Annotated in this window: 19 protein-coding genes and 1 pseudogene; 9 read left to right on the top strand and 11 right to left on the bottom strand. The window is 68.2% G+C overall.

The window, feature by feature from the left end; translation table 11 throughout:
* Window positions 1-278: 278 nt before the first annotated feature.
* The 3 genes from B446_RS39845 to B446_RS35640 are packed head-to-tail and all read right to left on the bottom strand — an operon-like array spanning window position 279 to window position 1,853.
* Window positions 279-431 carry a hypothetical protein gene (locus tag B446_RS39845; RefSeq protein ID WP_167543357.1) on the bottom strand — a complete coding sequence of 51 codons (153 nt, stop codon included), beginning with the start codon at window positions 429-431 and terminating at the stop codon, window positions 279-281.
* Window positions 432-471: 40 nt separating this feature from the next.
* Entirely contained in the window at window positions 472-1,278 is an 807-nt protein-coding gene (locus B446_RS38645; RefSeq protein WP_020945085.1) for a hypothetical protein, read from the bottom strand.
* On the bottom strand, window positions 1,275-1,853 hold the full coding sequence (locus B446_RS35640; protein WP_020945084.1) for an RNA polymerase sigma factor: 579 nt from the start codon (window positions 1,851-1,853) through the stop codon (window positions 1,275-1,277). The genes B446_RS38645 and B446_RS35640 overlap by 4 nt, the downstream gene beginning before the upstream one ends.
* Window positions 1,854-2,851: 998 nt before the next feature.
* On the opposite strand from B446_RS35640, the gene B446_RS40670 reads away from it, so the two are divergent.
* Both B446_RS40670 and B446_RS35630 read left to right on the top strand, forming a co-directional pair.
* Window positions 2,852-3,514, top strand: coding sequence for a hypothetical protein (locus B446_RS40670; RefSeq protein WP_237751145.1), 663 nt, complete (start codon window positions 2,852-2,854; stop codon window positions 3,512-3,514).
* An 80-nt stretch (window positions 3,515-3,594) separates the two neighbouring features.
* Window positions 3,595-4,110 (top strand): hypothetical protein, encoded by a 516-nt coding sequence (locus B446_RS35630; protein ID WP_020945082.1) that lies wholly within the window; start codon window positions 3,595-3,597, stop codon window positions 4,108-4,110.
* Window positions 4,111-4,370: 260 nt separating this feature from the next.
* Here B446_RS35630 and B446_RS35625 read toward each other — a convergent pair whose 3' ends face one another.
* The 3 genes and pseudogenes from B446_RS35625 to B446_RS35620 all read right to left on the bottom strand — a co-directional run bounded on the left by B446_RS35625 (window position 4,371) and on the right by B446_RS35620 (window position 5,890).
* Window positions 4,371-4,820 (bottom strand): lamin tail domain-containing protein, encoded by a 450-nt coding sequence (locus B446_RS35625; protein ID WP_020945081.1) that lies wholly within the window; start codon window positions 4,818-4,820, stop codon window positions 4,371-4,373.
* 425 nt (window positions 4,821-5,245) lie between these two features.
* Window positions 5,246-5,340, bottom strand: a pseudogene (locus B446_RS39110).
* Between the two features lie 361 nt (window positions 5,341-5,701).
* The gene (locus B446_RS35620; protein ID WP_020945080.1) at window positions 5,702-5,890 is read right to left on the bottom strand and encodes a hypothetical protein; all 189 of its coding nucleotides are present in this window, start codon (window positions 5,888-5,890) and stop codon (window positions 5,702-5,704) included.
* Window positions 5,891-6,231: 341 nt separating this feature from the next.
* On the opposite strand from B446_RS35620, the gene B446_RS35615 reads away from it, so the two are divergent.
* Complete coding sequence (locus B446_RS35615) at window positions 6,232-10,065, top strand: helix-turn-helix domain-containing protein (RefSeq protein WP_078614975.1); 3,834 nt, start codon at window positions 6,232-6,234, stop codon at window positions 10,063-10,065.
* 188 nt (window positions 10,066-10,253) lie between these two features.
* Here B446_RS35615 and B446_RS35610 read toward each other — a convergent pair whose 3' ends face one another.
* Complete coding sequence (locus B446_RS35610) at window positions 10,254-10,769, bottom strand: hypothetical protein (protein WP_020945078.1); 516 nt, start codon at window positions 10,767-10,769, stop codon at window positions 10,254-10,256.
* Window positions 10,770-11,974: 1,205 nt separating this feature from the next.
* Complete coding sequence (locus tag B446_RS39530; RefSeq protein ID WP_043479844.1) at window positions 11,975-12,184, bottom strand: hypothetical protein; 210 nt, start codon at window positions 12,182-12,184, stop codon at window positions 11,975-11,977.
* Here B446_RS39530 and B446_RS35595 point away from each other — a divergent pair.
* The 5 genes from B446_RS35595 (at window position 12,183) to B446_RS35575 (ending at window position 18,105) form a co-directional block, all read left to right on the top strand.
* On the top strand, window positions 12,183-13,169 hold the full coding sequence (locus B446_RS35595) for an ATP-dependent DNA ligase (RefSeq protein WP_043479842.1): 987 nt from the start codon (window positions 12,183-12,185) through the stop codon (window positions 13,167-13,169). The genes B446_RS39530 and B446_RS35595 overlap by 2 nt on opposite strands.
* 968 nt (window positions 13,170-14,137) lie before the next feature.
* Window positions 14,138-14,965: a hypothetical protein gene (locus tag B446_RS36380; RefSeq protein WP_420010353.1), complete on the top strand. Its 828-nt coding sequence runs from the start codon at window positions 14,138-14,140 to the stop codon at window positions 14,963-14,965.
* A 334-nt stretch (window positions 14,966-15,299) separates the two neighbouring features.
* On the top strand, window positions 15,300-15,473 hold the full coding sequence (locus B446_RS39425) for a hypothetical protein (RefSeq protein WP_158506802.1): 174 nt from the start codon (window positions 15,300-15,302) through the stop codon (window positions 15,471-15,473).
* Between the two features lie 254 nt (window positions 15,474-15,727).
* Window positions 15,728-16,882 carry a ParA family protein gene (locus B446_RS35580; RefSeq protein ID WP_020945073.1) on the top strand — a complete coding sequence of 385 codons (1,155 nt, stop codon included), beginning with the start codon at window positions 15,728-15,730 and terminating at the stop codon, window positions 16,880-16,882.
* A complete protein-coding gene (locus B446_RS35575; protein WP_020945072.1) occupies window positions 16,879-18,105 on the top strand; it encodes a ParB/RepB/Spo0J family partition protein in 1,227 nt (408 codons plus the stop codon). The genes B446_RS35580 and B446_RS35575 overlap by 4 nt, the downstream gene beginning before the upstream one ends.
* Before the next feature lie 415 nt (window positions 18,106-18,520).
* On the opposite strand, the gene B446_RS35570 is transcribed toward B446_RS35575, so the two are convergent.
* Genes B446_RS35570 through B446_RS39420 form a run of 3 tightly spaced genes read right to left on the bottom strand, consistent with a single transcriptional unit; the run spans window position 18,521 to window position 20,791 of the window.
* Window positions 18,521-20,074, bottom strand: coding sequence for a hypothetical protein (locus B446_RS35570; protein ID WP_020945071.1), 1,554 nt, complete (start codon window positions 20,072-20,074; stop codon window positions 18,521-18,523).
* Window positions 20,067-20,588 (bottom strand): RNA polymerase sigma factor, encoded by a 522-nt coding sequence (locus B446_RS35565; protein WP_020945070.1) that lies wholly within the window; start codon window positions 20,586-20,588, stop codon window positions 20,067-20,069. Before B446_RS35565 ends, B446_RS35570 begins: the two co-directional genes overlap by 8 nt.
* 59 nt (window positions 20,589-20,647) lie before the next feature.
* Complete coding sequence (locus B446_RS39420; protein WP_158506801.1) at window positions 20,648-20,791, bottom strand: hypothetical protein; 144 nt, start codon at window positions 20,789-20,791, stop codon at window positions 20,648-20,650.
* A 1,039-nt stretch (window positions 20,792-21,830) separates the two neighbouring features.
* Between B446_RS39420 and B446_RS35560 the strand changes: the two genes are divergently transcribed.
* Window positions 21,831-22,787, top strand: a complete 957-nt coding sequence (locus tag B446_RS35560; protein ID WP_020945068.1) for an IS481 family transposase — start codon at window positions 21,831-21,833, stop codon at window positions 22,785-22,787.
* The last annotated feature ends 118 nt before the right edge of the window (window positions 22,788-22,905 follow it).

The following is a 22,905-nucleotide window of genomic DNA, read 5'->3' as shown; positions in this document are numbered from 1 at the left end:
CCTGCACTGTCACGGACGACGTCAACGCCGACCTCCACCACCAGCTCCGGTGCCACGAGAGTGACGTGCAATGTCTCGCGCGAGCCCCACCCGACGCTGAATGTCCAGCCAGCCCAGGGGTGGTCGTACGACACCACCCACAGCCTCCGCAACAACGACACCCACTGCGGCGCCTGACAACCGTCTCCCGGGGCGACGTGACATCCGGGCGAGGGACCCGCAGGGCCCGCACGGCTTCGTTCGGTGCCGGGCGGTCCCTGTGGTCTGGCGGGCCCGGATCAGATCCGTTGCTGGATCCAGTAGGCCAGGAGGCCGGTGACGGCGGTGCCGGTGCCGTACGTCAGCCCCCGCAGCAGGTGCGTCAGGTAGGCGCGGTGGGGCGAGCGGCGCGGACGCCGTGGGGGGTCGGGGGGCGGGGGTGGTGCGGTCATGGCGCTGGCTCCTGGAGGTGACGGGGTGGCTGGGTTGGGGTCATGGGCGGAGGAACGGTGGTGGGTCGGCTGTCATGAAGTTGCGTAGTTCGTCGGTCCAGGGGCGGGCCATGCCGTCTGCGAGGCGTGCTGTGTCTTGTATGGGGCGGGGGGCGTGGAGGGGTGCGTGGTAGTTGAGGAGGCGGGAGAAGCAGAGCCAGGCTCTGGCCTGGGGTGTGGTCGTGTCGTCGATGGCGTAGTAGGTGGCCAGGAGGTGTGCGGCGAGGGGGTCGCCGGCTCCGGCGGCGAAGCCCCACCAGAAGACGGCGCTCTTGCGGCGTTCGATGATGTACAGCAGGCAGGCGAAGGTGCGTGCTGCTGCGTCGTCTTCGTAGTCGTGGCCGAACAGGTCGAGGCGGTCGACGTCGGCGGAGCGCAGGACGTCTTCGCAGACGCTGCGTAGGTAGGCGCGGGTGGCCTGGGGGTGTGCGGTGGGGTCGCGTCGTACGACGGGGCTGGGCCGGCGGCGCCTGGGTCTGCGCAGGGCGGGACGAACGGTGTCATGGCGGTATGCGGCCGAGTGCGTTGCGGGAGGGGCCACCGGTGGTAGGGATGGCCCAGTGACCGGTACGGGGTCCGAGACCTCTTCGCGCTGGACGCGCGGGGGTTCGCTGGCCCTCTCCGTGATGCGGCGGGCCAGGCGCTGCATGAAGTCGTCGGTATCGTGCAGGGATACCAGGTCGCTGACGGCGCGGGCCTCGGCCCGCAGGAGTTCTTCGACTTCGCGTTCGGTGTCTGCGGGCTGGATGTCCTGGTTGTCGTCGTCCATGCACATGGAAGCGCGCGAGTGGTACTTCCTCGCGGTCATCGGTCCCCCTCTTCCGTGTCGGGCAGTTCCATCAGGGTGTGCAGGCGGCGCAGGCCCTTACAGATGTTGGCGCGTACCGCGTTCTCCGTGCGGTCGGTCCGCTCTGCGATCTCGGCGGTGGTCAGTTCCTCGAGGTAGCGCAGCCGGATGCACAGGGCTTGTGTGGGGGCCGCCGTCTCCAGAGCGGACAGCGCCTTGTCGAGACGTTCGTAGCCGCGCAGCGCGAGGAGTTCATCGACGCTGCCGCCGTGACTGGCGAAGGCGGGTACGTCGTCGGTGAGGAGTTCCTTGCCGGCGCGGCGTACCTGCATGCGGTAGTGGTCGACCTGCTTGGAGCGCACGATCTGCCAGGCAATGGCTATTGGGCTCTCGTGGTTCTCGATGTATTCCCACCGCTGGTACATGCGCACCGCCGCGTCCATAAGGACCTCGTCGGCGTCCGCGAGGGTGCGGGTCTTGGAGACGAGGTAGCGCAGGAATTCGTCCTTGTGTCTGCGGAAGAAGCGGGCGAACTGGCCGTCGTCGGCGGGTCGCGCGACATGCCCCTCCTGGTCGAACGGGTCCGCGTCGCTCACCGCTCGCTCCTCCGTCCCGTCAGGACAGCGTCCGCAGGCAGGGCCGCGTCGGGACGGACCGGGCGGAGCACCGGCGGGCAGGCAGGCGCGGGCGGAGCCGGGCGGGTCGTACTCCCAGGCAGCAGAGGGTGGTGACGCGGGACGATGTGATCGTCCCGGCGTCCGAGGCAGATCGGCCCCACGGACAACTCCTTGGCTGAGAACACCGGCCTGGCTCGGCGGAGCCAGGCCGGCAACCGCGTTGCTGCGGTTACGCCCATACAACCGATCAGCTGCTGGCCAGAGTTAACCGATAGTCGATCAATCTCCACAGACCGACTTTTAGAAGGTGATTACACAGCGTTGACCTGCACGCTCACCTCAGGGGTGTGATGCACCCCACATCTCGCCGATCGGTTACGCCAAGCCGCGCCACCCCCGCCAGCGCACCACCCACCCTGATTAGGACATTGGCCTGAAATGCCATGCCCATAACGCGACATCGGGCGCCCGCGCACTCCCCTCGAGGGCACGCCTGAGACCCCGTCACATCGAGCTTCAGGGAACCTGCGTTCCCCTTCGGGTGACTTTCAGTAATGACCGAATCTGATCGAAACTGCCACTGAAGCCCACCTCTTCAGCTTCACCGCTCCAGAGCTCTTTGCAGAGGCAGATCACTAAGGGACGGCTATGCCTCAACGACAGGCAGACCGGCCAAGCCACCCCCTGGGTTCTCCGCCCACTACCCAGTCGCCCGGCCGGCCCCTCCTCCGCAGCCTGACCGAGAACGCCAGGGCAACCTCAGCAAGGCCCGCATCCCATGGCCCTGACTACCCCGCAGCGCCAGGCGGACGTGCCGGGCCGGAGTGACCGAGGGTCAGCAGTGTCGGCCGGGCCCGTTTTTGCCTCGAAGGCAACTTTGATCACGATCAGGTGAATACCACTCACTTGAGGCAACCACACGTCATCTTTACAAGTCACACACCTGCAATACACATCTAGTGCACCCAGGGGAAACCATGAGCAACCAAGACCCTCAGCAGCAGCCCCAGCAGCCGGGGTGGAACAACCCGCAACAGCCTGGGCAGCCGCAGCCGTGGAGCGGCCCGCAGCAGGGCTGGGGTGCGCCGCCGCCTCAGCCGCCGAAGAAGTCCGGCGCGGGCAAGATCATCGGCTTGGGGTGCCTGGGCATCGTCGGCGTCTTCGTGCTGATCGGCATCATCAGCACTGCAATAGGCGGCGGCAGCGACTCCAAGTCCAGCGCGCCCACTCACGCGAAGGCCACGTCGTCCGTGTCCAAGGACAAGAAGCCGACCGCCGCCGGCAAGGACAAGAGCGACCCCAAGAGCGACGCGAAGAAGGCCGACGACAAGCCCAAGAAGAAGCTCGTCACCTTGAAGGTCTGGGGAACCGCGCCCGCCGGAGCGCTCGGCCCGCTGGACATCACCTACGGGTCGGACTCCGACAACCGCAAGGGCACGTGGAAGAACGGCTCCTTCACGGCCAGCTTGCCCCTCAAAGACGACGCGATGTACTACACGGTCACCGCGCAGCTCCAGGGCTCGGGAGACATCCACTGCTCGGTCTCGGTCGACGGTCACACGAAGAAGGGCCATGCATCCGGCGGCTACAACATCTGCGACGCGCAGCTGAGTTCTGGCCTGCTCGGCGGCTGGAACTGACAACAGCCCGGCTATCCCCGCCCGCGCCCGCCCCCACCGGCAGGGCCTCCTTCGCGTTCCGACCGTTTCCTGGGGAGACCATGACCGACCAGTTTCCGCCGCAACCCACCACTCCGCCGACCTTCAGCGAGTCCCCGGCCGAGCCGATACCCGAACCGGCCCGGAAGCGCCTCAAGCCGCTGAGCGCTGCCCTGCTGGGACTCATCGTGGGCGCGGGCCTCGTCGGCACGGCATGGGTCATCACCGCAAACAGCGGCCCGGGCGCCCCGGGGACCTTCACGCTGAAGGGGGACTTCGAACTCACCGACAGCGTTGTCCCCGACGGAGACGGCGGCTGTGCCGGAAACGGCGGCTACGACGACATCCGCGAGGGCACCTCTGTCACCGTGTACAACGCGGCCGGGAGCGTCGTCGCTACGGGAGCCCTGAACAGCCCCCGCTACGACGAGGACTCCTACAACTGCTCCTTCGCCGTGGCCGTTCCCGACGTTCCCAGAGGCGAGAAGTTCTACAAAGTGGAAGTCTCCCACCGTGGCACGCTCCAGCTCACCTCGAAGGAAGCCGAGAACGGCGAGTTCGGCGGCACCCTCGGATAAGGGCGCTCTGGCCAATCACAGGGGCGGCGGCGCCTGATCGCAGCGTCACCTCATACGCACCGGGCGCAGCACACATGCTGACCGTTGCGGTCGCTGGCTACGAGACAAAACAGCGGGGCGTCTCGCTGCCGCGCAGCCCTGAGCTCGGGTAGGGCGTTGCAGGCTGGGCGGAGGTGGGCCTGCCCCGCCGGTTGGGGAGGCCCACCATGGGGCGCCGGCTCACCAGCCGGCGTCACCTGCCGCCACTTCGCAAGTAGGGGTCAGTGGCGGTGTCCGCGGTGGTGGCCCCAGGAGACGTCGTCGACGAGGCGGCCGCGGTCATTGCGCAGCGTCGCGGTGTCGTAGTCGTTGTTCCACACGTAGGCGCGACGGTCCTGGAAAAGGTCGGTGCGGGTGTCGCGGCCGATTCCGGTGTGGACGCGGACGGTGGAGCGCCCGTCGAGTCGGACGTGACGGAACGTGTAGGAGTGCCCGTCCTCGTCGGCGAGGGTCCAGCCCTCCAGGTTCACCGGCCGCCGGGTGGAGTTGGTGATGTCCACCCACTCCTTGTTCAGCGACCAGTTGGAGCGGTCGTCACGGCCCGGGGAGTCGTACTGCACACCGGAGATGTACACCGCGGCGTGCGCGCGGCCCGGGTGGTGGTCGGCGGCCGAGGCCGGCAGCGCCACCGCGCCCATGGCGGCGGCCGCGACTGCGGCGACGGCGGTCATGCGGCGGACGGAAGAAGCAACGGACACCAGGGTCCCCCTTCGTGCGCACACCCCCACTCCGGCCCATGGCGCCAGAGACCGCAGGCCAGCGGGATGCGTGGTGCTGGTGTGCAGCCAGCTGGCCGCACACCCACACCCTGCAATCCGAACCCCTACTAGGTGAGGGAAATGCGCACGGCATTACAGATTCACCAGGTTGCTGTGACACTCGCATGCAACGACCATCTATGCCGCTGACGCACCAGATTGACGTCCTGCCAGGCGTGGCCGCCGTGGAATTGTGGGCCTGAGGCAACCATTCACCAGAGCACGCCACCCCAGTTCAGCGGACGCGTTCACCCGAAAGTGAGTAACAGACACAGCGGGGAATGCTGGCTCGAGGGCCGATGCACCGGCCTGGTGCGGCCCCCGAAAGGGGGTTACGGCGGAGAGGGCAGGATTCGAACCTGCGTGGGCCCCGAAGGGCCCGACCGTGAGGCGAGCTCGCTGGTCCCCGATCAACCGCTCCGGGCACCTCTCCCCGTGTCCGGCCGCAGTGTTGTCCGCTGCCGTTCACAGGACCAACGGTGGCAGGATCCGCTGACAGCGCTCTGACACGCCCTTCACAGGCCATGATCAGCCGTCGATCCGTTGAGAACGCACGCCTTGAGCGATCAGTCGGCGGACGGGCACGGGCTTGTCTTCGTGCTTCTTTCCTGGGCCTTGAGGATGCGCCCAGACGGGCTGCGGCTCGTCGGGGCTGCGGGCGTATCAATACGCGGCCGCCGGGCCACCGCGGCAGTTTGGCGGCCAGGCGATGCCACCGCGGCCTGCGATTCGCGGGAGCTTGGCGGGTGAACGTCAGCACTGATGCGAGGGTCATCGTGGTCAGGCCGCACGGTTCAGTGGTCCCGCATCCACCAGGTGAATCCCGCGATCAGCGCCGAGCCCGTCGCGGCAGCCATTCCACGTACTAGCCCGAACACGGCCACCCGGCTCAGGCGCCGGACGGTGTCGGGCTCGGTTTGGCGGGCGCCGGCCCTGCCGTCGACGGCTTCGTCCTTAGCCGGGTCGATCGTCTCGTCGTTCATCGTGATCCCTTCGTCGGTGCGGTTGTTCGGAGTTGTGGCACGTTCGCCGGTTCGGGGAGGCGTGGTGCTGGTTGGGACCGAAACGGCTTTGCTTGTCCGGTGAGAGGCTTAGGCTCCACGTGCTACGGCGTGAGGGGGCAGCGCGTGGGTGTGGGGACTTCGGCCGGTCGATACGTGGTGAGCGGCGGGTTGAGATCGGCCTCGGCCAGGCTGCCCGACAGCGGGGCCCGAAGTCCCGGACGGCGGCCGAACCCGGAATTCTCGGGTGAACACGCAGGTCAAGTGCTGTATCAGTACCTCGGATCCGGAGCGCGCCGGAGCTCCGGTCACTGGGAGCCTCGATGACTTCGGCCGCCTCGGGGCATCAGGCGGCGCAGGAACAGCGGCTTCGACTGGGACGGCGGTTGCGCGAGCTGCGCAGCGAGGCAGGTCTGACACAGGAGTCGTTGTCCTTGCGGATCGGGTCCGCCGCGCAGACGCTCTCCGACCTTGAGCTCGGCCGGGGCAGAAGGCTTCCCACCCGTGCGTTGTTCGACAAGTACGTCAAAGCCTGTCTGGGTGAGCTGAAGACCGACCGAAAGGCGAAGGAGAGTCGGTGGGAGGGCCTACTGGGCGACTACCTGCTCCTGCGCAACATGTTGGCCCGACCGGCCGACCAGGCTGGTGTCATTCGGCTGGAAGCTCCGGACGACACGTGCCCGTATCCGGGGCTGAGGGCGTTCACCGAAGACACGGCGAGGTGGTTCTTCGGCCGTAGGACACAGGTCGATGAGTTAGTCCGGCTGGTGAGGATGCGTCTGGAGGGGGGCGCGCCCGTCTTCGTCACGGGCGCCTCGGGAGCGGGCAAGTCCTCGCTGCTGAGCGCCGGGCTGTCGCCCGCGCTGCGTCGATTGCAGGGGGCGGAAGACGCTCAGGGTGCCCCGAAGGTCGTGCGCATCACGCCCGGGCCCCACCCCCTGACGGCGCTGGAGCAGTCGTCGGCGACAGCGGGGGAAGATGGCCCCGGATCTGCGGTGCTGCTCGTCGACCAGTTCGAGGAGGTCTTCACGCAATGCGCCGACCAGGAGGAGCGCCATGCCTTCGCGGCCCAGCTCATCGCTTTGGCCGCCGGCTGCGAGGGGAGCCTGCAACCGACTCCGGTGGTGCTGGCGGTGCGCGCGGACTTCCTGCACCGCTGTATCGCTGTGCCCGGCCTGTCCGGGGCGATGAGCAAGGGCGGTCTGGTGCTCGGGCCGATGACCGAACCGGAACTGCGGCAGGCCATCGTCGGACCGGCGCGCACCGCGGGTCTGGAACTCGAACCCGGCCTGGTCGAGACGCTCCTGCGTGACCTCGGCGTGCAGGGGGGCCGTCATGATGCGGGAGCACTCCCCCTGCTGGCGCACACCTTGCAGGCCACCTGGGCGCAGGGCGACGGACGCCGTCTGACGCTTGCGGGCTATCAGGCGTCCGGAGGGATCAGGGACGCGGTGGCCAACACCGCCCAGGGGGTGTACGACGCCCTCGCCCCCGAGGAGCGGCAAGCCGCACGCAGGCTGCTGCTGAGACTGGTCACCGTGGACGAGGGCGGTGAGGCAGTACGCCGCAGGGTGGGTGAGGACGAACTCGCTCATGAGGGCGGTCCCGGGCGAGTGGCGCTCCGGCGCCTGGTGGACCAACGGCTTGTCACCGCCGATGACGGGGTCGTCCAGATCACCCACGAGGCGCTCGTGCGCGCCTGGGACCTGTTACGCGCATGGCTGGTCGAGGACCGCGACTGGCTGCGCGTGCGCCGCGACCTCACATCCGCTGCACAGACGTGGCAAGGACTCGGGCGTGATCCGGGCAGCCTGTACCGGGGACACCGGCTGGCCCGGGTCGTGGAAATGGCGCAGCCGCGGCGGAGCGACCTCAGCCCGCTGGAGTCGGCGTTCCTGGACCAAAGCGCGGCTGCGGCAAAGTCCGAGATCGAAGCGGCGGAGGCCGAAGCCGAGGCAGCGCGCCGGAGCAACCGTCGGCTGAGGCGTCTTTCGGCGGCTCTCGTCCTGCTGGTCGTCGTGTCCCTGGGCGCCACGCTGCTCGCGGGCCGGCAGTGGCAGAGCGCGGAGGCGGAACGCAAGGCGGCCGATGACAAGAGCCGTATCGCCCTCGCCGACGGCCTCGCCGCTCAGTCGCGTGCACTGCTCGGCGCCCGGCCCGGGCTGGCCGGTCTTCTCGCCTTGGCCGGACTGCGCTCCGAGACGAACGAATCCACCACCGCCGCCGCCCTGGGCGCGCTGGCAATCCCTACCTATCCGGTAAGGCTGTTGGCCGGCAACGCAGGACCGCTCACGGCGGTGGCGTTCAGTCCCGACGGCCGGACGCTGGCTGCCGGCGGGACGGACCTGAAGATCCGGCTCCGGCGTGTCGACGGCGGCGGCACACCGGTCGTGCTGTCGGGGCACACCGGCGCGGTCGCCGCCGTGGCGTTCGGCCCCGACGGTCACACCGTTGCCTCGGGCTCCGCCGACGGCTCCGTCCGCATCTGGGACGTACGCACCGGGACGACGGCCGTCCGGCTCTCCGCTCAGGCGGGCGCGGTCACCGCGGTGGCGTTCAGCCCCGATGGCACCAAACTGGCCACCGGATTCGAGGACGGCACCGCCCGGCTGTGGAACGCGCGGACCGGCCGCGCGCTCGCCACCTTCACCGGCCACACCGGGAGGGTGAGCGGGGTGGCATTCAGCCCCGACGGCCGCACACTGCTGACCGGCAGCTGGGACGACACCGCTCGGCTGTGGAACCTGCACACCCACCGTTCCACGGGGGTCCTGCGCGGTCACAGGGGTGAGGTCTACGCGGTGGCGTTCGGCCCCGACGGCAAGACAGCCGCCACGGGTTCCGCCGACGGGACGGCACGTCTGTGGGACGTGCGCACCGGGCGTGGCACGACCACTTTGCGGGGTCATACGCGCGTCGTGGCCTCGGTAGCGTTCAGCCCCGATGGCCGCACACTGCTGACCGGCAGTTGGGACGACACCGCCCGGCTGTGGAACCTGCACACCCGCGGTTCTACGGGAGTCCTGGAAGGGCATGTGGGTCATGTCAACTCGGTGGCGTTCCGGCCGGACGGGAGGGCCGCGGCCACGGCCTCCTCGGACGGCACCCTACGGCTGTGGGGTACCACCGCGCAGAGCGCTAGCGAAGTGCTGAGCGGTCATCGCGACTACGTCGACACCGTGGCCTTCGGATCCGACGGCCGCACACTTGCCACGGGCAGCCGAGATGGCACCACCCGGCTGTGGGACCCCAGCACAGGCCGTACGACCGCCGTCCTCGACAACCAGGCGGTGCCGGTGCTGGCCGTGGCCCTCGACTCCGGCACGCACCTGCTCGCGGCGGGTGACCAGAAGGGGCGGACCCGCCTGTGGGACACCCGATCCCACCGGGCCCTCGTCATGCTGCGCGGACATGGCGGCGCGGTGGACGCGGTGGCGTTCAGCCCTGACGGCAGCAGGCTGGCGACCGCCTCCACCGACGGCACCGCACGACTGTGGGACACCCGCACCCACCGCTGTGTCGGGACGCTGCGGGGGCACAGCGGCTGGGTGGACGCGGTCGCGTTCAGCCCCGACGGCAGAACACTGGCGACCGCGTCCACCGACGGCACCGCACGACTGTGGGACACCCGCACCCACCGCGGCACCGCACGGTTCGACAACGAAGACCTGCTGAACGCGGCGGCGTTCAGTCCCGACGGGAATACGCTGGCGCTCGGCTCCAGTGAAGGCACCGCACGCCTGTGGGACATCAAGACCGGGACCGTCGTCCGCACCATCGCTGGCCACACCAACGAGGTGACCGCCGTCGCCTTCAGCCCCGACGGAAGGATCGTCGCGACGGCCAGCCGGGACCGTACGACCGTCCTCTTCGACCTCCGCGCAGGCCGTACCCTCGCGACGCTGGGCGACACGGCAGGCTGGGTCACTTCAGTGGCGTTCAGTCCGGATGGCAAGACCCTGGCCACCGGTTCCTGGGACCGTTCCGCCCGGATCACCCCCGTACCCGGGCAGTGGCCGGACGCCCTGTGCCAACGAGCAGGCCGCAACATGACCCACGAGGAATGGACCACCTACGCCGGAGGCGCCCCATACCGCCGCCTGTGCCCCGAGTTCCCGAGGGCCCAGCCCCGCCGCTCGGACACCGACGAGGAATGAGGCCGGGTTGCGTCGACCGACGTCCGTGAGGCACGACCTACCGATGCGCGCGGCCGTCCTTCTGCGGCCCGGCGTGATGCGTCCATCCCCGACCAATAGCACGGTAGCCAGCTTGATTCTGCGGTGGACCGCCCGGTCTCGGCGCCGGGACGTCCAGCACGGCCGTTTGAACGTCCCGGCGGCTGGCGTCAGCCGATTCCGGTGACCTGCAGGGCCGTGGTCCAGTTGTTCTTGATGGCGCTTCGGGCGGCGGACAGGGTGATGATGCCGGCGCAGACGGCGTTCTTCAGCTTGGTCTCCACTCCGTCTTTGGAGTGTGCGGTCTGGGAGCCGGAGTAGGGCTCGGGCCAGAGGTTTTGGGGGTCGCGGGGTGCGCCGCCGAGTTCGAGGGGGACGAGGTGGTCTTCCTCGTAGTCGGCCATGTTGGTGTCCGCGTAGCCGTAGTCGGTGATGCCCTGCGCTTTGAGGGGGTTGGTGTAGGAGGTCGGGGGGCGGACAGTAGCGGTCCAGCCGGAGACGCAGATGGTGCTGTGGATGTTCGACTGGGTGACGTCGGGGTTGTAAGCGCCGGGCGTGCACGACGAGTCGGGCAGCGGCAGGTAGGCGTGGGAGCAGGTCGATGCCTGGGCCGTGCCGGCCGTGGCGGCGATCAGCCCTGCGGACCCGAGGGCCAAGGCGGTGAAAGTGGCGGTGAAGCGACGCATGTGGGGTTCTCCCGCAGGATCGGCCCGGAGGGTGGGGTGCCGGGCGGCTGACGGCATGACACCACCACTCGCTCTATGCGAGTAGATCCTGCGGAGTGAACAAGAAGCGACCTGCCCAACCTTTGCCTCTGCCGGATAAAGCCTTTTCGAACCTCTCTGTTTAGTCGCCGAGTTGCGCCGTCAGGCGACAAGCCGGTGCCTCCCGGAACGGTCCCGCCCAGGCCCTGCGGGAGGCGGCACGGCGCTGTGGTGCTGAAGCGCGCGGGCAGCTTGTGGGTGGCCGGCTGCCCCCGGGGCCGGTACGGCGCGCGGCCGCTGATGCAGGCCTGGGACGCCACCCGGGGCCAAACCGCGGACGCCCAGGGGCAGAACATCCCTCCGTGCACGCGCTGTCGGCCGGACACGGAAGTAGGCGTGCTCTACTGACCGCCAGCGGCTTCCCTGCGGCGTCAGCCGCCGACCCAGGCATCCCTCCTTGCGGTGACCAGCCGCGTGGTGCCAGCCGATGCCCCTGGTGCAGCACAGTGATCCGGTGCTCCCTCGCCGGTCATCGTTGGCCCTTCTCCTCCTGGTGCTGCTGGCCGTCACGGGCTGCACCACAGTGACGCCCCACCTCCCGCCGGACGACAGCCGCCCCCTGGGCCTACAAGCTCCCCCCGTACCGGACGGGCCGATGTCCACGGTGCCGATGGGGTCGTTGCCCCCGGCACGCTCCGCACTGGTGCGCACCGGGCGCACTCATACGCGGCACACGACTAAGGCACGGGATCTGCGCCGCCGCCGGAGCCAACCACCAGCGACTCCCTCGCAGCGGGCGCACAAAGCTGCTCCCCGGTCTCATGGCGCGCCGCGCCTCCGGCCAGTCCCTCATCCGCGTCCTAGGGCAAGGCATCCAGTCGTACGGGTGCCCCGAGGTCGGCCGGTGCCCCGGACGCGGACCTATTCCCCGCGGATGCGCCAGCTGTGTCGCAGCGCCGAGAGGGTGGCGGCGTCCGACATCGTGAGCCTATGCCGGCAGGCGTGGGGGTAGCCCTCCAGGCGCGGCGTGAATGCGCTGATCACGGGCCTGCTGGGATCACTCTCAACTGGGTCCTCGTCCGTGAGCCGGGCCGCCTTCTACCCGGCGTGCTCCGGCTCGTACCGGTTGCATCCGTCGCCGCAGCGTGCGCGGTGATGGCCGTCTGAGCGGTGTCGATCGCCTCGCGTCAGCGGCGCCACTGGGTGCCGTACTCCATCCCGGTAAGGCCCGCGAGCTTCGCGCGTTCCTGCTCGACGAATCGCTCCGACATGATCAAGCCATCGGGGACTTCTGGCACAGGCACGAACCCTAAGCGGCACGTGCGGCGCCTCCCGGAGCAGGCCCGCCAACCAATCAGGTAAAGAGCCAACAGCAACTCGAGGAAGGCATCGCCCATGACCTGGACGCTGCCGGAGCCCATGCTCGCCACCTCCGTCTCCGATCCCGCCCTGCCCCCCGGGCACGCGGCGGAGCCGAAATGGGACGGCTGGAGAGCACTCCTGTCGAGGGACGCTCACCGTTTGATCCTGCGTTCCCGCAGGGGCACCAACCTCGAACCCTGCTTCCCCGAACTGCGCGCCAGCGCCGCACAACTCCCCGACGCGACGGCCTTGGACGGAGAGCTGGTCGTCTGGGACGCCGCGGGCCGCCTGGCGTTCGAGCGGCTGCAGGGCCGTCTTCAGCGCCGCGGCGCGGACGCGCTCCGCCTCGCCGAGCAGTGGCCGGCTCACTTCGTGGCCTTCGACCTGCTCCGGCTCTCCGGCAGCGACACGACCAGGTGGAGCTACAGCCGCCGCAGGGCCGCCCTGGAGAACCTCTTCACCGACCACCGGCTCACCGCACCCTGGGTGCTGTGCCCGTCGACCACCGATCCTGCGACCGTGCGCGAGTGGCTGACCAACTGGACGGCGGTCGGGCTCGAAGGCGTCGTCTACAAGAGGCTGGAGGGAAAGTACGAGCCGTCCGTCCGAGGCTGGAGAAAGTACAAGGCCAGGGAGACCGAGGACGCCATCGTCGGCGCGTTCACCGGCTCCCCGGCGGCGCCCCGCACGCTGTTGCTGGGCCGGTACAACACCGACGGACGCCTGCACTACGTCGGACGCAGCACCACGCTCCCGCAGACCGCAGGCCGGGCGGTCGCCGGGCTCCTCACCCCGGCCGGCGACGACCACCCCTGGAGGGGCTGGACATTCAGCGCCGGATGGGGCTCACGTGAAAGCCTGCACGTCGCCCTCGTGGAGCCGGAGTTGGTGGTGGAGGTCAGCGTCGACGTCGCACGCGACGGTGCAGGCCGGTGGCGGCACGCGGCGAGCTGGCACCGGGCACGCCCGGACCTGTCGCCCGCCGACGTCCCGGTCGTCGAGCCCGGGGCGGCGGGCTGAGCGTGCGCCGGAAGCCCCGTCACTCCGCGGTGGGGGCTTCCGGCTGTCGTGATGCGGACCTGCGGGGCAGACCTCCGTTTTGGTGCCGAAGTGTGCGATCCGCCCGTCGCCGCCCCCACGGCTAAGCGCCGATCACGCCGACGGGCAACCAGGCGGCAGCGCGTGTATACGCAGGTGACAGTGAGTGTCTCGTGCTACGCACCGTGGCGAGGGTGACCCGTGGCAACCCGCCCCGCGGTAGCCGCTGGGCCTTCGCCGGCCCCCGAACCCCGCTCCCACGGCACCGGCCGGGTGCCGGTATAGCGGCCCGGACCCGGCACGGGCGGGTGCTCTCCCTGGACGCTGGCCTCGGTGGGCTATCGCTCTACGAGCTAGTCGCCGCCGAGGTAGACCTGCTCGCGCACAGGACGGGCGTGGTTCGAGGACGAGCGGCTCAACCGTGTCCTGCGCGGCCTGGACGCGACCGAGCGCCAAGCCGTCTTCGCGTATGCGGAGAGAGGGGACCACCTGGGCGGAAGCCGCCGCGCATGCCGGCGCCACCGACCCGGCGGCGTACGGCTAGCGGGTGCGCCGCAAGGTGCAGCGCCTCGCTGCCGAGCAGCGCCGCCGTCTCGCGGCACGATGCGGCACTCAGCAGCCGCACATCTTCTGAGCGGTGAAGCAGGAGACTGTGCATGGGCCCCCACCTCGGTATCTGGGCCCACGGCGCAGCTGACAAGGCAGTGTTGGGCCCGGAGGACTCCGCCGCCCACCTCGCGGGGGGGGTGCACCTGGCCGCCAACGTCGCCGACGCGCTGGCCCTGCCCCTGTCCGGCCCGTCATCCAGGCCAGCCACCTCCGGACCGCTTGACCAGGACGCCGCGCATGTGTGACTCACATCACTTGCGCCTGACCAAGATTCTTTGCCGGACGCAGGGCTGCTCGGGACCGAGAGGTGAACACCCTGCTTACGTAAGGAGCAACGCGCCGTGCCAATCGCCATCCTCCGTCGCCCAGTACCAGATACCGGATCCGCTGTGCGGGCCCCCCTGCAGGCGACCACCGACGGCCGGATCCTCTTTGTCACAGCCACTGCGGACGGCCTGCGTATGGACGAGGCCCGGCGCCTCCGTCGTAAGGATTACTACTGGGGACCGTCGGCATCGGACACATGGCAAGGCGTACCAAGCCTGGTGCAGGCGCTGCGCCTCCGCGGCCGGGAGAGCGGCTTGCCCCAGAAAATCTATCTCTTTCCCCCGCCCCGCGTTGAGACCCGCAAGCTCATGGACCGCTTCGCCGCCGAGGTGCTGGTGCTGCCACGCAATGAGCGTTGGCGGGAAGCTTTGTCGACGGCCTTACTGGGTGACTGGTGCGAGCCACTGCTGCGCACCGGGCGCCTCCCCGACACTGCACTCGGTGCGCTCAAGGCGGAGGCGCGCGCCGTGCACCGGCAGCTGATGCCGGTGTGGCGGAGGCGCACCCGGCACGGCCGGGTGCTGTCTCTGGATGCGGACCTCGGTGGTCTGTCGTTGTACGAGCTGGTCTCCGTGGAAGTCGACTACCTGGCGCACACCGCGGGCGGGGTGTTCGAGGACGAGCGCCTCAACCGCGTGCTGCGCGGCTTGGATCAGGCCGAGCGGCAGGTCGTCTTCGCGTATGCCGAGGGCTTGGGCACCAGCTGGGCCGAGGCTGCGGCCTCGGTCGGCGTCGCCGAGCCGGAGGCGTTCGGCGAGAGGGTCCGCCGTAAGGTCCACCGGCTTGTCGGCGAACAGCGCCGCCGTGCCGCGCAGCGCTGCCCTCGCTCTCCGGCGACTTGACGCAAGCTCACGCCCGCCTCGCGGGAGTCGAGTTGTGTAGGCCCTTGCCTGTGAACCTCGTTATCTGCTTGCGGGTTGCGCGGCTAGCCCACCATGAGCCGAGGCGCCCGGGCCTCGTTGCTCATTCCCATAGCACGTGCAGCTCAGGGCTCGTCGTGACGAGTGGCGACGTCCCTCGCCATTCATAGGGGTGCACAGACTTGCGCGGCTTACTCGCCACCCCCGCATACTCCCCGCGCTGTCCGCCCCTCGCCTCGCGACGCAAGGGGTGAAGCACCTCAACGTTGCACCCGCATGCGAGACGCGCATGCCCTGATCCACGGGAGAACCCACTATGTCCACGCTTGCCTTGCTCGTTACCGTTCTCGTCGGCCTGGCCTTCGTCGTCGTCCCCGCCGCAGTCGCGTATCTGGCGTACCGGCATCCGAGTGCACGCGGGCCGATGGGCATCGGTATCGCCGCCGTGGCCGCCATGGCCGCGATCATCGTCCCGATCGCCCTCCGCTGAGCTCGCGCGGGCCGCCACCGGCCTGGCACCCGTATGTGGTGTACCTGGTGCACCACAGCGGCGGGGACGACGTGAGCCCGGGTTCCCCCTCAAGGGGACCGCCGGGGCCCGGTGCAGGCCGCGTGGTTGCAGTGCGTGCCGAGCGTGCACCAAGTCCGCTTCACGGACATCCGCTTGTTGTCCGCGGACAACATGACTGGGGAACACGTGCCTTGCGCTGTTTCCGAGCACGGCGAGGCGAGTAAGGTAGCGCCATGACCGCGCCATACGACCCGACTGATCGGGAAAAGGTAGTAGCGAAGCTGCCTGCCGACCTGCGCAAGGAGCTAAAGGTTCGGGCAGCGGAGCTGGACAGAGACATCCAGGACGCCGTCACGGAGGGGGTGGAAGCTTGGCGAAAGGCGAGGCCACGCCCGGAAGTTGACACCAGCGGTGGTTCTTCCTTCTCGACCTATCTCCCGGCCGGGCTCTACGGCCGTCTCAAGGAAGTCAGCAAGAAGCGAGGCATCTCCTACAACCAGGGTGTAGCCCAGGCGATCCGCCTGTGGCTGGACAGCAATCCCTCCCCCAGGCCGAAGCCGGCTCGGGTGACGGGGGCTCGCCGGGTCATCTTCGGCAACCAGAAGGGCGGCGTGGGCAAGACGTCGGTTGCTGCCGGCACCGCTCAGGCCCTGGCCGAGTCCGGACATCGCACTCTGCTCATCGACTTCGACCCGCAGGGTCACCTGACCGTGCAGCTCGGACACAAGATGCTGGACATCGACAGCCCGAGCTTGGCCAAGCACATGCTCGGTGAGGCCAAGGGGGAACTGCGCGATCTGCTCGTCCCGATAAGGGGTGGCGACTTCGAAGACCATCTCTGGCTGCTGCCGTCCTGCAAGGACGCCTTTCTACTCGACGCCAAGCTGGCGACCAGCCGCTTCGTCCGGGTCAAGGAGACCGCGCTCGAGAAGGCTCTCGAGCAGTTGGAGAAGCAATTCGACTTCATCGTCGTCGACTGTCCCCCGAGCCTGGGCTACTCGATGGACACCGCGCTGTACTACTGCCGCACCCGTGAAGGCGAAGAGGACAAGACCTCGGGCATCGTGGTCGTGGTCCAGGCCGAAGACTCCTCCGCAGATGCCTTCGACATGCTCGACGACCAGATCCAGGACCTCACAGGCGACCTGGAGGTCGACATCTCCATGCTCGGCTTCGTGGTGAACCTGTACGACGCTCGCAAGGGATACGTGGCCACCTCCTCACTCGAAGAGTGGCGCAAGATCGGCGATCCCCCCGTCGTCGCCGTCGTTCCAGAGCTGAAGGACCAGAGGGAAGCCGTCCGGGTGAAGCAGCCGCTACTCGTACACGCCCCGTACGGCGAGCAGGCGGAGGTCATGCGCACGGTGGCTAGGAGGATCAGCGCGTGAGCAGCATCGCAGACAAGCTCGGAACCGGATCGTCGTTCGGCCAGGCACGTCGAGAACGCAGCGCCCGGGGGAGAGCCAAGGCCATCACCGAGGGAGAGATCCCCTCGTACGAACTCGTCCGCCTGCGCCTTGACCAGGTGTCGTCCACGCCGCTGAACCCGCGGCGCAACTTTGGTACCGACGACGAAATGACGCGTTTCGGAGAGGAGCTGCGCCAGGCCCAGCTTGCTGCCTGCGTCGCGGTCACCCGCGACGCGTACCTGGCGCTGTGGCCCGATCACGAGCAGCGCATCGGCTCGGCCCTGCACGTCCTGGTCAACGGTGAGCGCCGCTTCCGTAGTGCTGTGCACGTCGGGCTCGACGCCCTCGACTTCGTGATCCGGAATGACCTGGCTTCTTCGCGCGAGCAGTTCATAAAGCATCTGCTCGAGGAGAACCTCAGCCGCGAAGACTTCGACGTCATCGAGCGGGCCCGCGGCGTGGAGCAGTTGGTGAGTGTCTGCGCGGAGGGGGCCGGGCGGGGTGCTCGCTCCCGCGCGGCTGAACAGCTGGGTAGGGACCGGTCGTGGGTGACCAACCAGCTGGTCCTGCTCACGTTGCCGGTTGAGATTCAGGCGATGCTCAGCGCCGGCACGGTGTCGGAACGTGATGGCCGGGCTGCCGCTCGCCATTTGAAGGACAACCCCAGGCTCGATGCCGCTGACCTGTTGCAGTACCTCCAGGAGACGAAGGACGCCGCAGCTCAGGTCAAGGCCCTGGAGAAGGAGGCTGTGGCAGCAGCTCGCGAAGGTTTGTTGTCCGCGGACAACAAGCCGAAGGTGCCGTCACAGGCGAGCCCGGAAGAGAGTGCGGCGGCAATGGCTCCGGCTGAAGCGGCCAGTGCGCCTGGAGAGGGACACCAGGGCTTGTTGTCCGCGGACAGCAAGCCCGGAAAGAGCAGCACCCTTGTGACTGCTCCAGGTGGCGACACCGGCCAGCGCACGCAGTCAATGGTGGTTTCCGACGCCGACGAGTCCCGTACTGACGCCTCCTCCTCACAAGCAAGCGCGCAGAGCCGACCGCTGCCCTACGACGACCCCGGCCACATCGCCATGCTTCTCAAGGTGAAGATGGAGCCGCCCGCGTTCGCCAAGTGCACTCGCATGATGCTGAACGCGCTACGGGACCAGCAGCCCGACGCATTCGCCGCGTTGGTGCGCGAACTGGCTGAGCAGCCGACCTGAGATCTAGTCGCGGACCGCAAATTGAGGTGGCTGGTTGCCTTGCGAACGTCGCAAGGCAACCAGCCATTTCATCGTCTACGGACCTTCAGAGCGCTGCTATCAGGCCGCGCTTGTTGTCCGCGGACAACAAGCGCGAAGCAGCAAGCGAGCCAAAACCGCCGGCTCCCTTGCTGCCCGCGTACAGCAAGCCGAAGGTGTCGACGCAGACGAGCCCAGAAGGCGGCCGACCGCGCGCACTCCTCACGTGCCATCCGCGGCCACCTGCGGTGCCGGTCATCCGCGCGGCGATCGCATACCAGGCCGCACTCTGCCTCGCGGGCATCCTCATCTGGTCTCAGACGCTGACCGAAGAGACAGAACCTAGTCAGGCAGTGACCCGGCTCTGCGCCTTCACCAAAGGCTGCTCAGACCCCGGTCACGCCTCGGATGCAGCTTGCTTGACGATGGCAGCGAGCCTGGGACTGTGTCCATTCAAGGAGTCCAGCCAAGCATCTGTCACGAAATCACGCCTGGTCGATACGAGTTCTCTGGCAGCCGAGGCTACGAGGAGCTCGACCTTGGGGGAGACATCGTCCTGGATGTGCTTGCGGTCCACGGACAACGCCGGCGCGGATGGACCTGACAGGTTGATCACCGCCCCGTGAAAACCGTTCGGCCCGTGGGAGTCTGCCAGTAGCCCGTGGCGGACAGACGGCTGTACGAGCAGGCCATCGACCAACAGCGCTCCTCCTGATTCACACCAGGTCACTTGTCCCTTCAGCGTGCGGATCAGCCTTCCCCGCACGTTGAGGGCGTGTGCGTGATGGGGTGCCATCTGCCTGGCCCACTCGTGTGGTTCCCAAACTGCCGATTGAGTGCCGTGACGAGCCGTGGTTGTGTAGTCGGCGATGCACAGGAGCTGCTCCAACACGTCGACACAGGAGGGAGTGTTCTGTTCGTCCCTGATGAACAGTCGGACACGCGTACCAGGGGCACGGCCCTGGGCTTGCACCCGGCTGATTCGCGCAGTCTGCCCAGAACCGAGAACCGTCAGCTTCATCACCGGACCGGCGGCGCCTCGCTGGTCCATGCGGCACGTGGTCACCTCTATCTCATCGGCCAGCATGAAATAGCTCAGCACCCCGATGCCGAACCGGCTGGTGGGATACATGTGGACAGGCGGATTACACCGCTCCCATTCAGAGGTCTCCTGCACGAACTCAGGCTGGCTGGCGAAGCGCACCCCGACGCGGGAGAAGCACGTTCTGAGCTCCTCATCCCCCATGCCGATACCGTTGTCGACGCAGTCCAGGAAAGCACGTCCGCGGTCGTCAACGCCCTGAACGAACTCGATACCGCCCTGCCAAGGCACACTTGATCCTGTGCGTCGGCGCAGGTACTCGTACCGGGCAGTGCGGTATCTGAGCGCATCCAAGGCGTTCTGGTACAGCTCGCGGATCGCTACTCCGCGGTCCTGGTAGAGATGCGTGCCCAAGAGTAGCTCGCGGACGCTCTCATCATTCAGCCTGTAACGCTCCCGGGGTTCTTGCTCCTTACCCCTTGCTGGCTCATGGGCAGGGGCGATGGGAGCCGGTTCCGCTTTCCCCGGGCTGGACTCCACCACGCGCAACCGAATGCCAGTCGACCGGCGCAGGTCAGCGTCATCCGTCACGGTGTCTGAGGGCGAGGCCGCAGGCGTGTTGATGAACGGGGCGCCATACAGGTCTCCCTCCTCGGCCGCGGTGCTGACCGACGGATTCCTCCAGGTGACCATGGTCTGAAGTGCGGTGTAGGTGTCGGTTCCTGTGCGTGCCACGGCCGTGTGGAAGGCAGAGGACGTGCCGGAGGCGGAACTGGCGCGCTTGACTGCGCGGAGCATTTCCTCGGTTTCCTCTGCACTGATCAGGGAGGCTGCGAGGTCATCTCCCACGCGGTTCAGCCACGAGTTGAAAGCAGCGGAACTGGCCAGTTCGTTGTCGGACTCATCCATCGTTGGACTCCTCCTCCCGGGACTCGGCCCACAGCTGTTTCAAACGATTCCGTGCGTGTCTCAGATTGGAACGCACCGTGTCAGCCGGTATTCCAAGGCGCACTGCGATCTCTGCCGGTTTGGCTCCGTCCCACGTCCACGCCATGATCTGCTGTTGCACTCGCGGCAGCGCGCCCAGCAAGCCGAGCACCTCCTGCCACTCCTGCTTTCGTGTGACTTCTTCCTCCGGGGTTCGCAAGTCGATGTCCGGGCAGAGGGCCGCGGCCATCACGCTGACGACGTCGCACCGGACCTCTTGTTCCCTCCCACGTAACGCCCTTCGACGGGCGGCGATGCGGACCCACGCGGCGGGGTTCCTGACATTCGACCACTGCTCGTGGAGCTCGATCATGGCCTCCTGTGCTGCTTCCTTGGCGGCCTGACGTCCGAAACCTTGCACCACCAAGTGGCGGACCAGCAGGCTGATTTCCCGTCGGAAGAACGCATCGAACTTGTCCTCATGGGCGCTGGGCAAGACGTGGTGCCTTCCTCCGGGGGCTCGGCTGAGCAGTGCATCCGATCACGCATCCTCCCCTATCCCCGGTGCCGGTCGAGCATCCAGGCCAGCCCCACCGCGACCACGGCGGTCAGGATCGTGACGGCGAGGGAGTTTGTCGTCGTGTACACCGTGGCGAGAGCGGCAGCGGACCCGTGCAGGATCGCGATCTTGACTGCCAACCGCGAGCTACCGCTCGCGGTACCCTCTCCCGCTCGGTCTGCTGCAGGCACGTTCGTGTCGTCCATGCCCACTAGTAACTAGTGATCTTGAAAGTGTGCAATGACAGACGACAACCTTTCGCACTCGAAGTGAATTCTCCCAGAGCGCTCCTGACGGGCCACAAGGCATACACGCTTGTGTCCGCGGACAACAAGCACGAAGCTGCGAGCGAGTCGGGACCGTCGGCCCTTGTTGTCCGCGGACAACAAGCCGAAGCTGCCGGCGCAGACGAGCCCAGAAGAGAGCGAGGCGGGACTGGGCCCGGCCGAAGCAGACAGTGCGCCTCGAGGCGTGCAGCAAGGTTTGTTGTCCGCGGACAACAAGGATGACGAGAGCAGCACCCAGGCGGCCGCTTCAGATGGCGACACGAGCCAGCGCCCTCAGTCAACGGCTCCTCTGGCTCACCAGCCGGTGCGCAGAGTCGGCCGCTGCCGCATGACGAGCCCGGGCACATCGCCATGCTTCTGAGGCTGAAGATGGAGCCGACGGCGTTCGCCAACTCGCATGCTGCTGAACGCACTGCGGGACCAGCAGCCCGATGCCTTCGCCGCCCTGGTACGCGATCTGGCCGAACAGCCCTGAGATGTAGGTACGGGGTCTGCAATGAGGGTGTTCTATGCCTTCGAAGCGCTGCCATCTACCCGCCAGGCTTCGCCTCGGTGTTGCACGAGCTAGCTGTGCGAACGCCAGCGCGGGTGCCGGGCCGCGCCCGCGGCGCTCGCCGGCTTCTCCATCTCCTTGACTTTGCCTTGAGCAGGGCGCGGGCTTCCTCGGCGATGTCCCCTGCAGCTGCGGTTCGAGCTTGCGGCGGGCGGTGACGATGACGCCGGACAGGCGGCGGTCGATGGTGGCGGGGGCGGTGAGCTTGCCCGGGGGCCGACCGGGCTTCGGCGCTAGGTGTATTGATCACGAGCGTTGTTGACAGAGCCGGGGTCTTGATCATGGCGAAGACCTCCGATGTGGTGGAGCTGTCTAGGAACACACCGCCCGGAGGTCTTCGTGTCCCACCGTAATGCCCGGCTGACCATTCACGGCAGGCGGCTGCTGGCCGAGCGTGTCCGCTCGGGCCGCCCGGTCGCTCATGTGGCCGCCGAGATGGGCATCTCCCGCGCCACGGCCCACAAGTGGATCCGCCGCTCGCGAACCGAGGGCGAGGCGGGTCTTGCCGACCGTTCCAGCAGGCCGCGCACGACGCCGCACCGCACCCCGGCAACCGTGGAAGCCCGCGTCTGCCAACTGCGCCAGGCCCGCAAGCTCGGGCCGGCCCTCATCGGCCCGGCCCTGGGCCTGCCCGCCTCCACCGTGCACCGCATCCTGGTCCGCCACGCCCTGAACCGGCTGGCCTTCCTGGACCGGCCCACCGGCCAGGCCATCCGCCGCTACGAACGCGCCCGGCCCGGCGAACTGATCCACGTCGACGTCAAGAAACTCGGCCGGATCCCCGACGGCGGCGGCCACAAAGTCCTGGGCCGCCAAGCCGGCCGCGCCACCCGCAGCCGCATGGGCTTCGACTACGTCCACTCCGCCGTCGACGACCACAGCCGCCTGGCCTACAGCGAGATCCACCCCGACGAGAAGGCCGCCACCTGCGCCGCCTTCCTGCGCCGAGCCGCGACCTTCTTCGCCGCGGCGGGCATCGACCGCATCGAGCGGGTCCTGACCGACAACGCCTGGCCCTACCGCAAGAGCTTCGCCTGGCAGCAGGCACTCACCGACCTCGGCGCGGCCGGCAAGCTCACACGCATCTACCGACCGCAGACCAACGGCAAGGTCGAACGCTTCAACCGCACCCTGCTCGACGAGTGGGCCTACCTACGGCCCTACCAGACGAACGACGAGCGCAACCAGGCCCTGGCAGACTTCCTGCACACCTACAACCACCACCGGTGCCACACCGCACTGGGCGGACACCCACCCATCAGCCGCGTCAACAACGCTGCGGGTCAATACAGCTAGGTCGCCGCGTCCCGCCATAGCGACTGGCGCTCCTCCTCATGCCCACCCAAAGCACAGATGCCCCTGCCGCCCGTCCGGGCGGCAGGGGCATCTGTCATGTCAGGGCGCCGAGTGCAGC

It is taken from the genome of Streptomyces collinus Tu 365 (assembly GCF_000444875.1).
Lineage (GTDB): Bacteria > Actinomycetota > Actinomycetes > Streptomycetales > Streptomycetaceae > Streptomyces > Streptomyces collinus_A.
The sequence above is the reverse complement of the archived record's forward strand: the minus strand, read 5'-3'. Positions and strand labels throughout refer to the sequence as shown.

What these genes read in the sequence shown, in the direction of transcription:
- B446_RS35570 (WP_020945071.1), bottom strand. Translation starts at nt 20,074, where the DNA reads ATGGATGAGTCCGACAACGAACTGGCCAGTTCCGCTGCTTTCAACTCG.
- B446_RS39530 (WP_043479844.1), bottom strand. Translation starts at nt 12,184, where the DNA reads ATGGGCGATGCCTTCCTCGAGTTGCTGTTGGCTCTTTACCTGATTGGT.
- B446_RS38645 (WP_020945085.1), bottom strand. Translation starts at nt 1,278, where the DNA reads ATGACCGCGAGGAAGTACCACTCGCGCGCTTCCATGTGCATGGACGAC.
- B446_RS39845 (WP_167543357.1), bottom strand. Translation starts at nt 431, where the DNA reads ATGACCGCACCACCCCCGCCCCCCGACCCCCCACGGCGTCCGCGCCGC.
- B446_RS35610 (WP_020945078.1), bottom strand. Translation starts at nt 10,769, where the DNA reads ATGCGTCGCTTCACCGCCACTTTCACCGCCTTGGCCCTCGGGTCCGCA.
- B446_RS35630 (WP_020945082.1), top strand. Translation starts at nt 3,595, where the DNA reads ATGACCGACCAGTTTCCGCCGCAACCCACCACTCCGCCGACCTTCAGC.
- B446_RS35580 (WP_020945073.1), top strand. Translation starts at nt 15,728, where the DNA reads ATGACCGCGCCATACGACCCGACTGATCGGGAAAAGGTAGTAGCGAAG.
- B446_RS35595 (WP_043479842.1), top strand. Translation starts at nt 12,183, where the DNA reads ATGACCTGGACGCTGCCGGAGCCCATGCTCGCCACCTCCGTCTCCGAT.
- B446_RS35620 (WP_020945080.1), bottom strand. Translation starts at nt 5,890, where the DNA reads ATGAACGACGAGACGATCGACCCGGCTAAGGACGAAGCCGTCGACGGC.
- B446_RS35625 (WP_020945081.1), bottom strand. Translation starts at nt 4,820, where the DNA reads ATGACCGCCGTCGCCGCAGTCGCGGCCGCCGCCATGGGCGCGGTGGCG.
- B446_RS39425 (WP_158506802.1), top strand. Translation starts at nt 15,300, where the DNA reads ATGTCCACGCTTGCCTTGCTCGTTACCGTTCTCGTCGGCCTGGCCTTC.
- B446_RS35615 (WP_078614975.1), top strand. Translation starts at nt 6,232, where the DNA reads ATGACTTCGGCCGCCTCGGGGCATCAGGCGGCGCAGGAACAGCGGCTT.
- B446_RS40670 (WP_237751145.1), top strand. Translation starts at nt 2,852, where the DNA reads ATGAGCAACCAAGACCCTCAGCAGCAGCCCCAGCAGCCGGGGTGGAAC.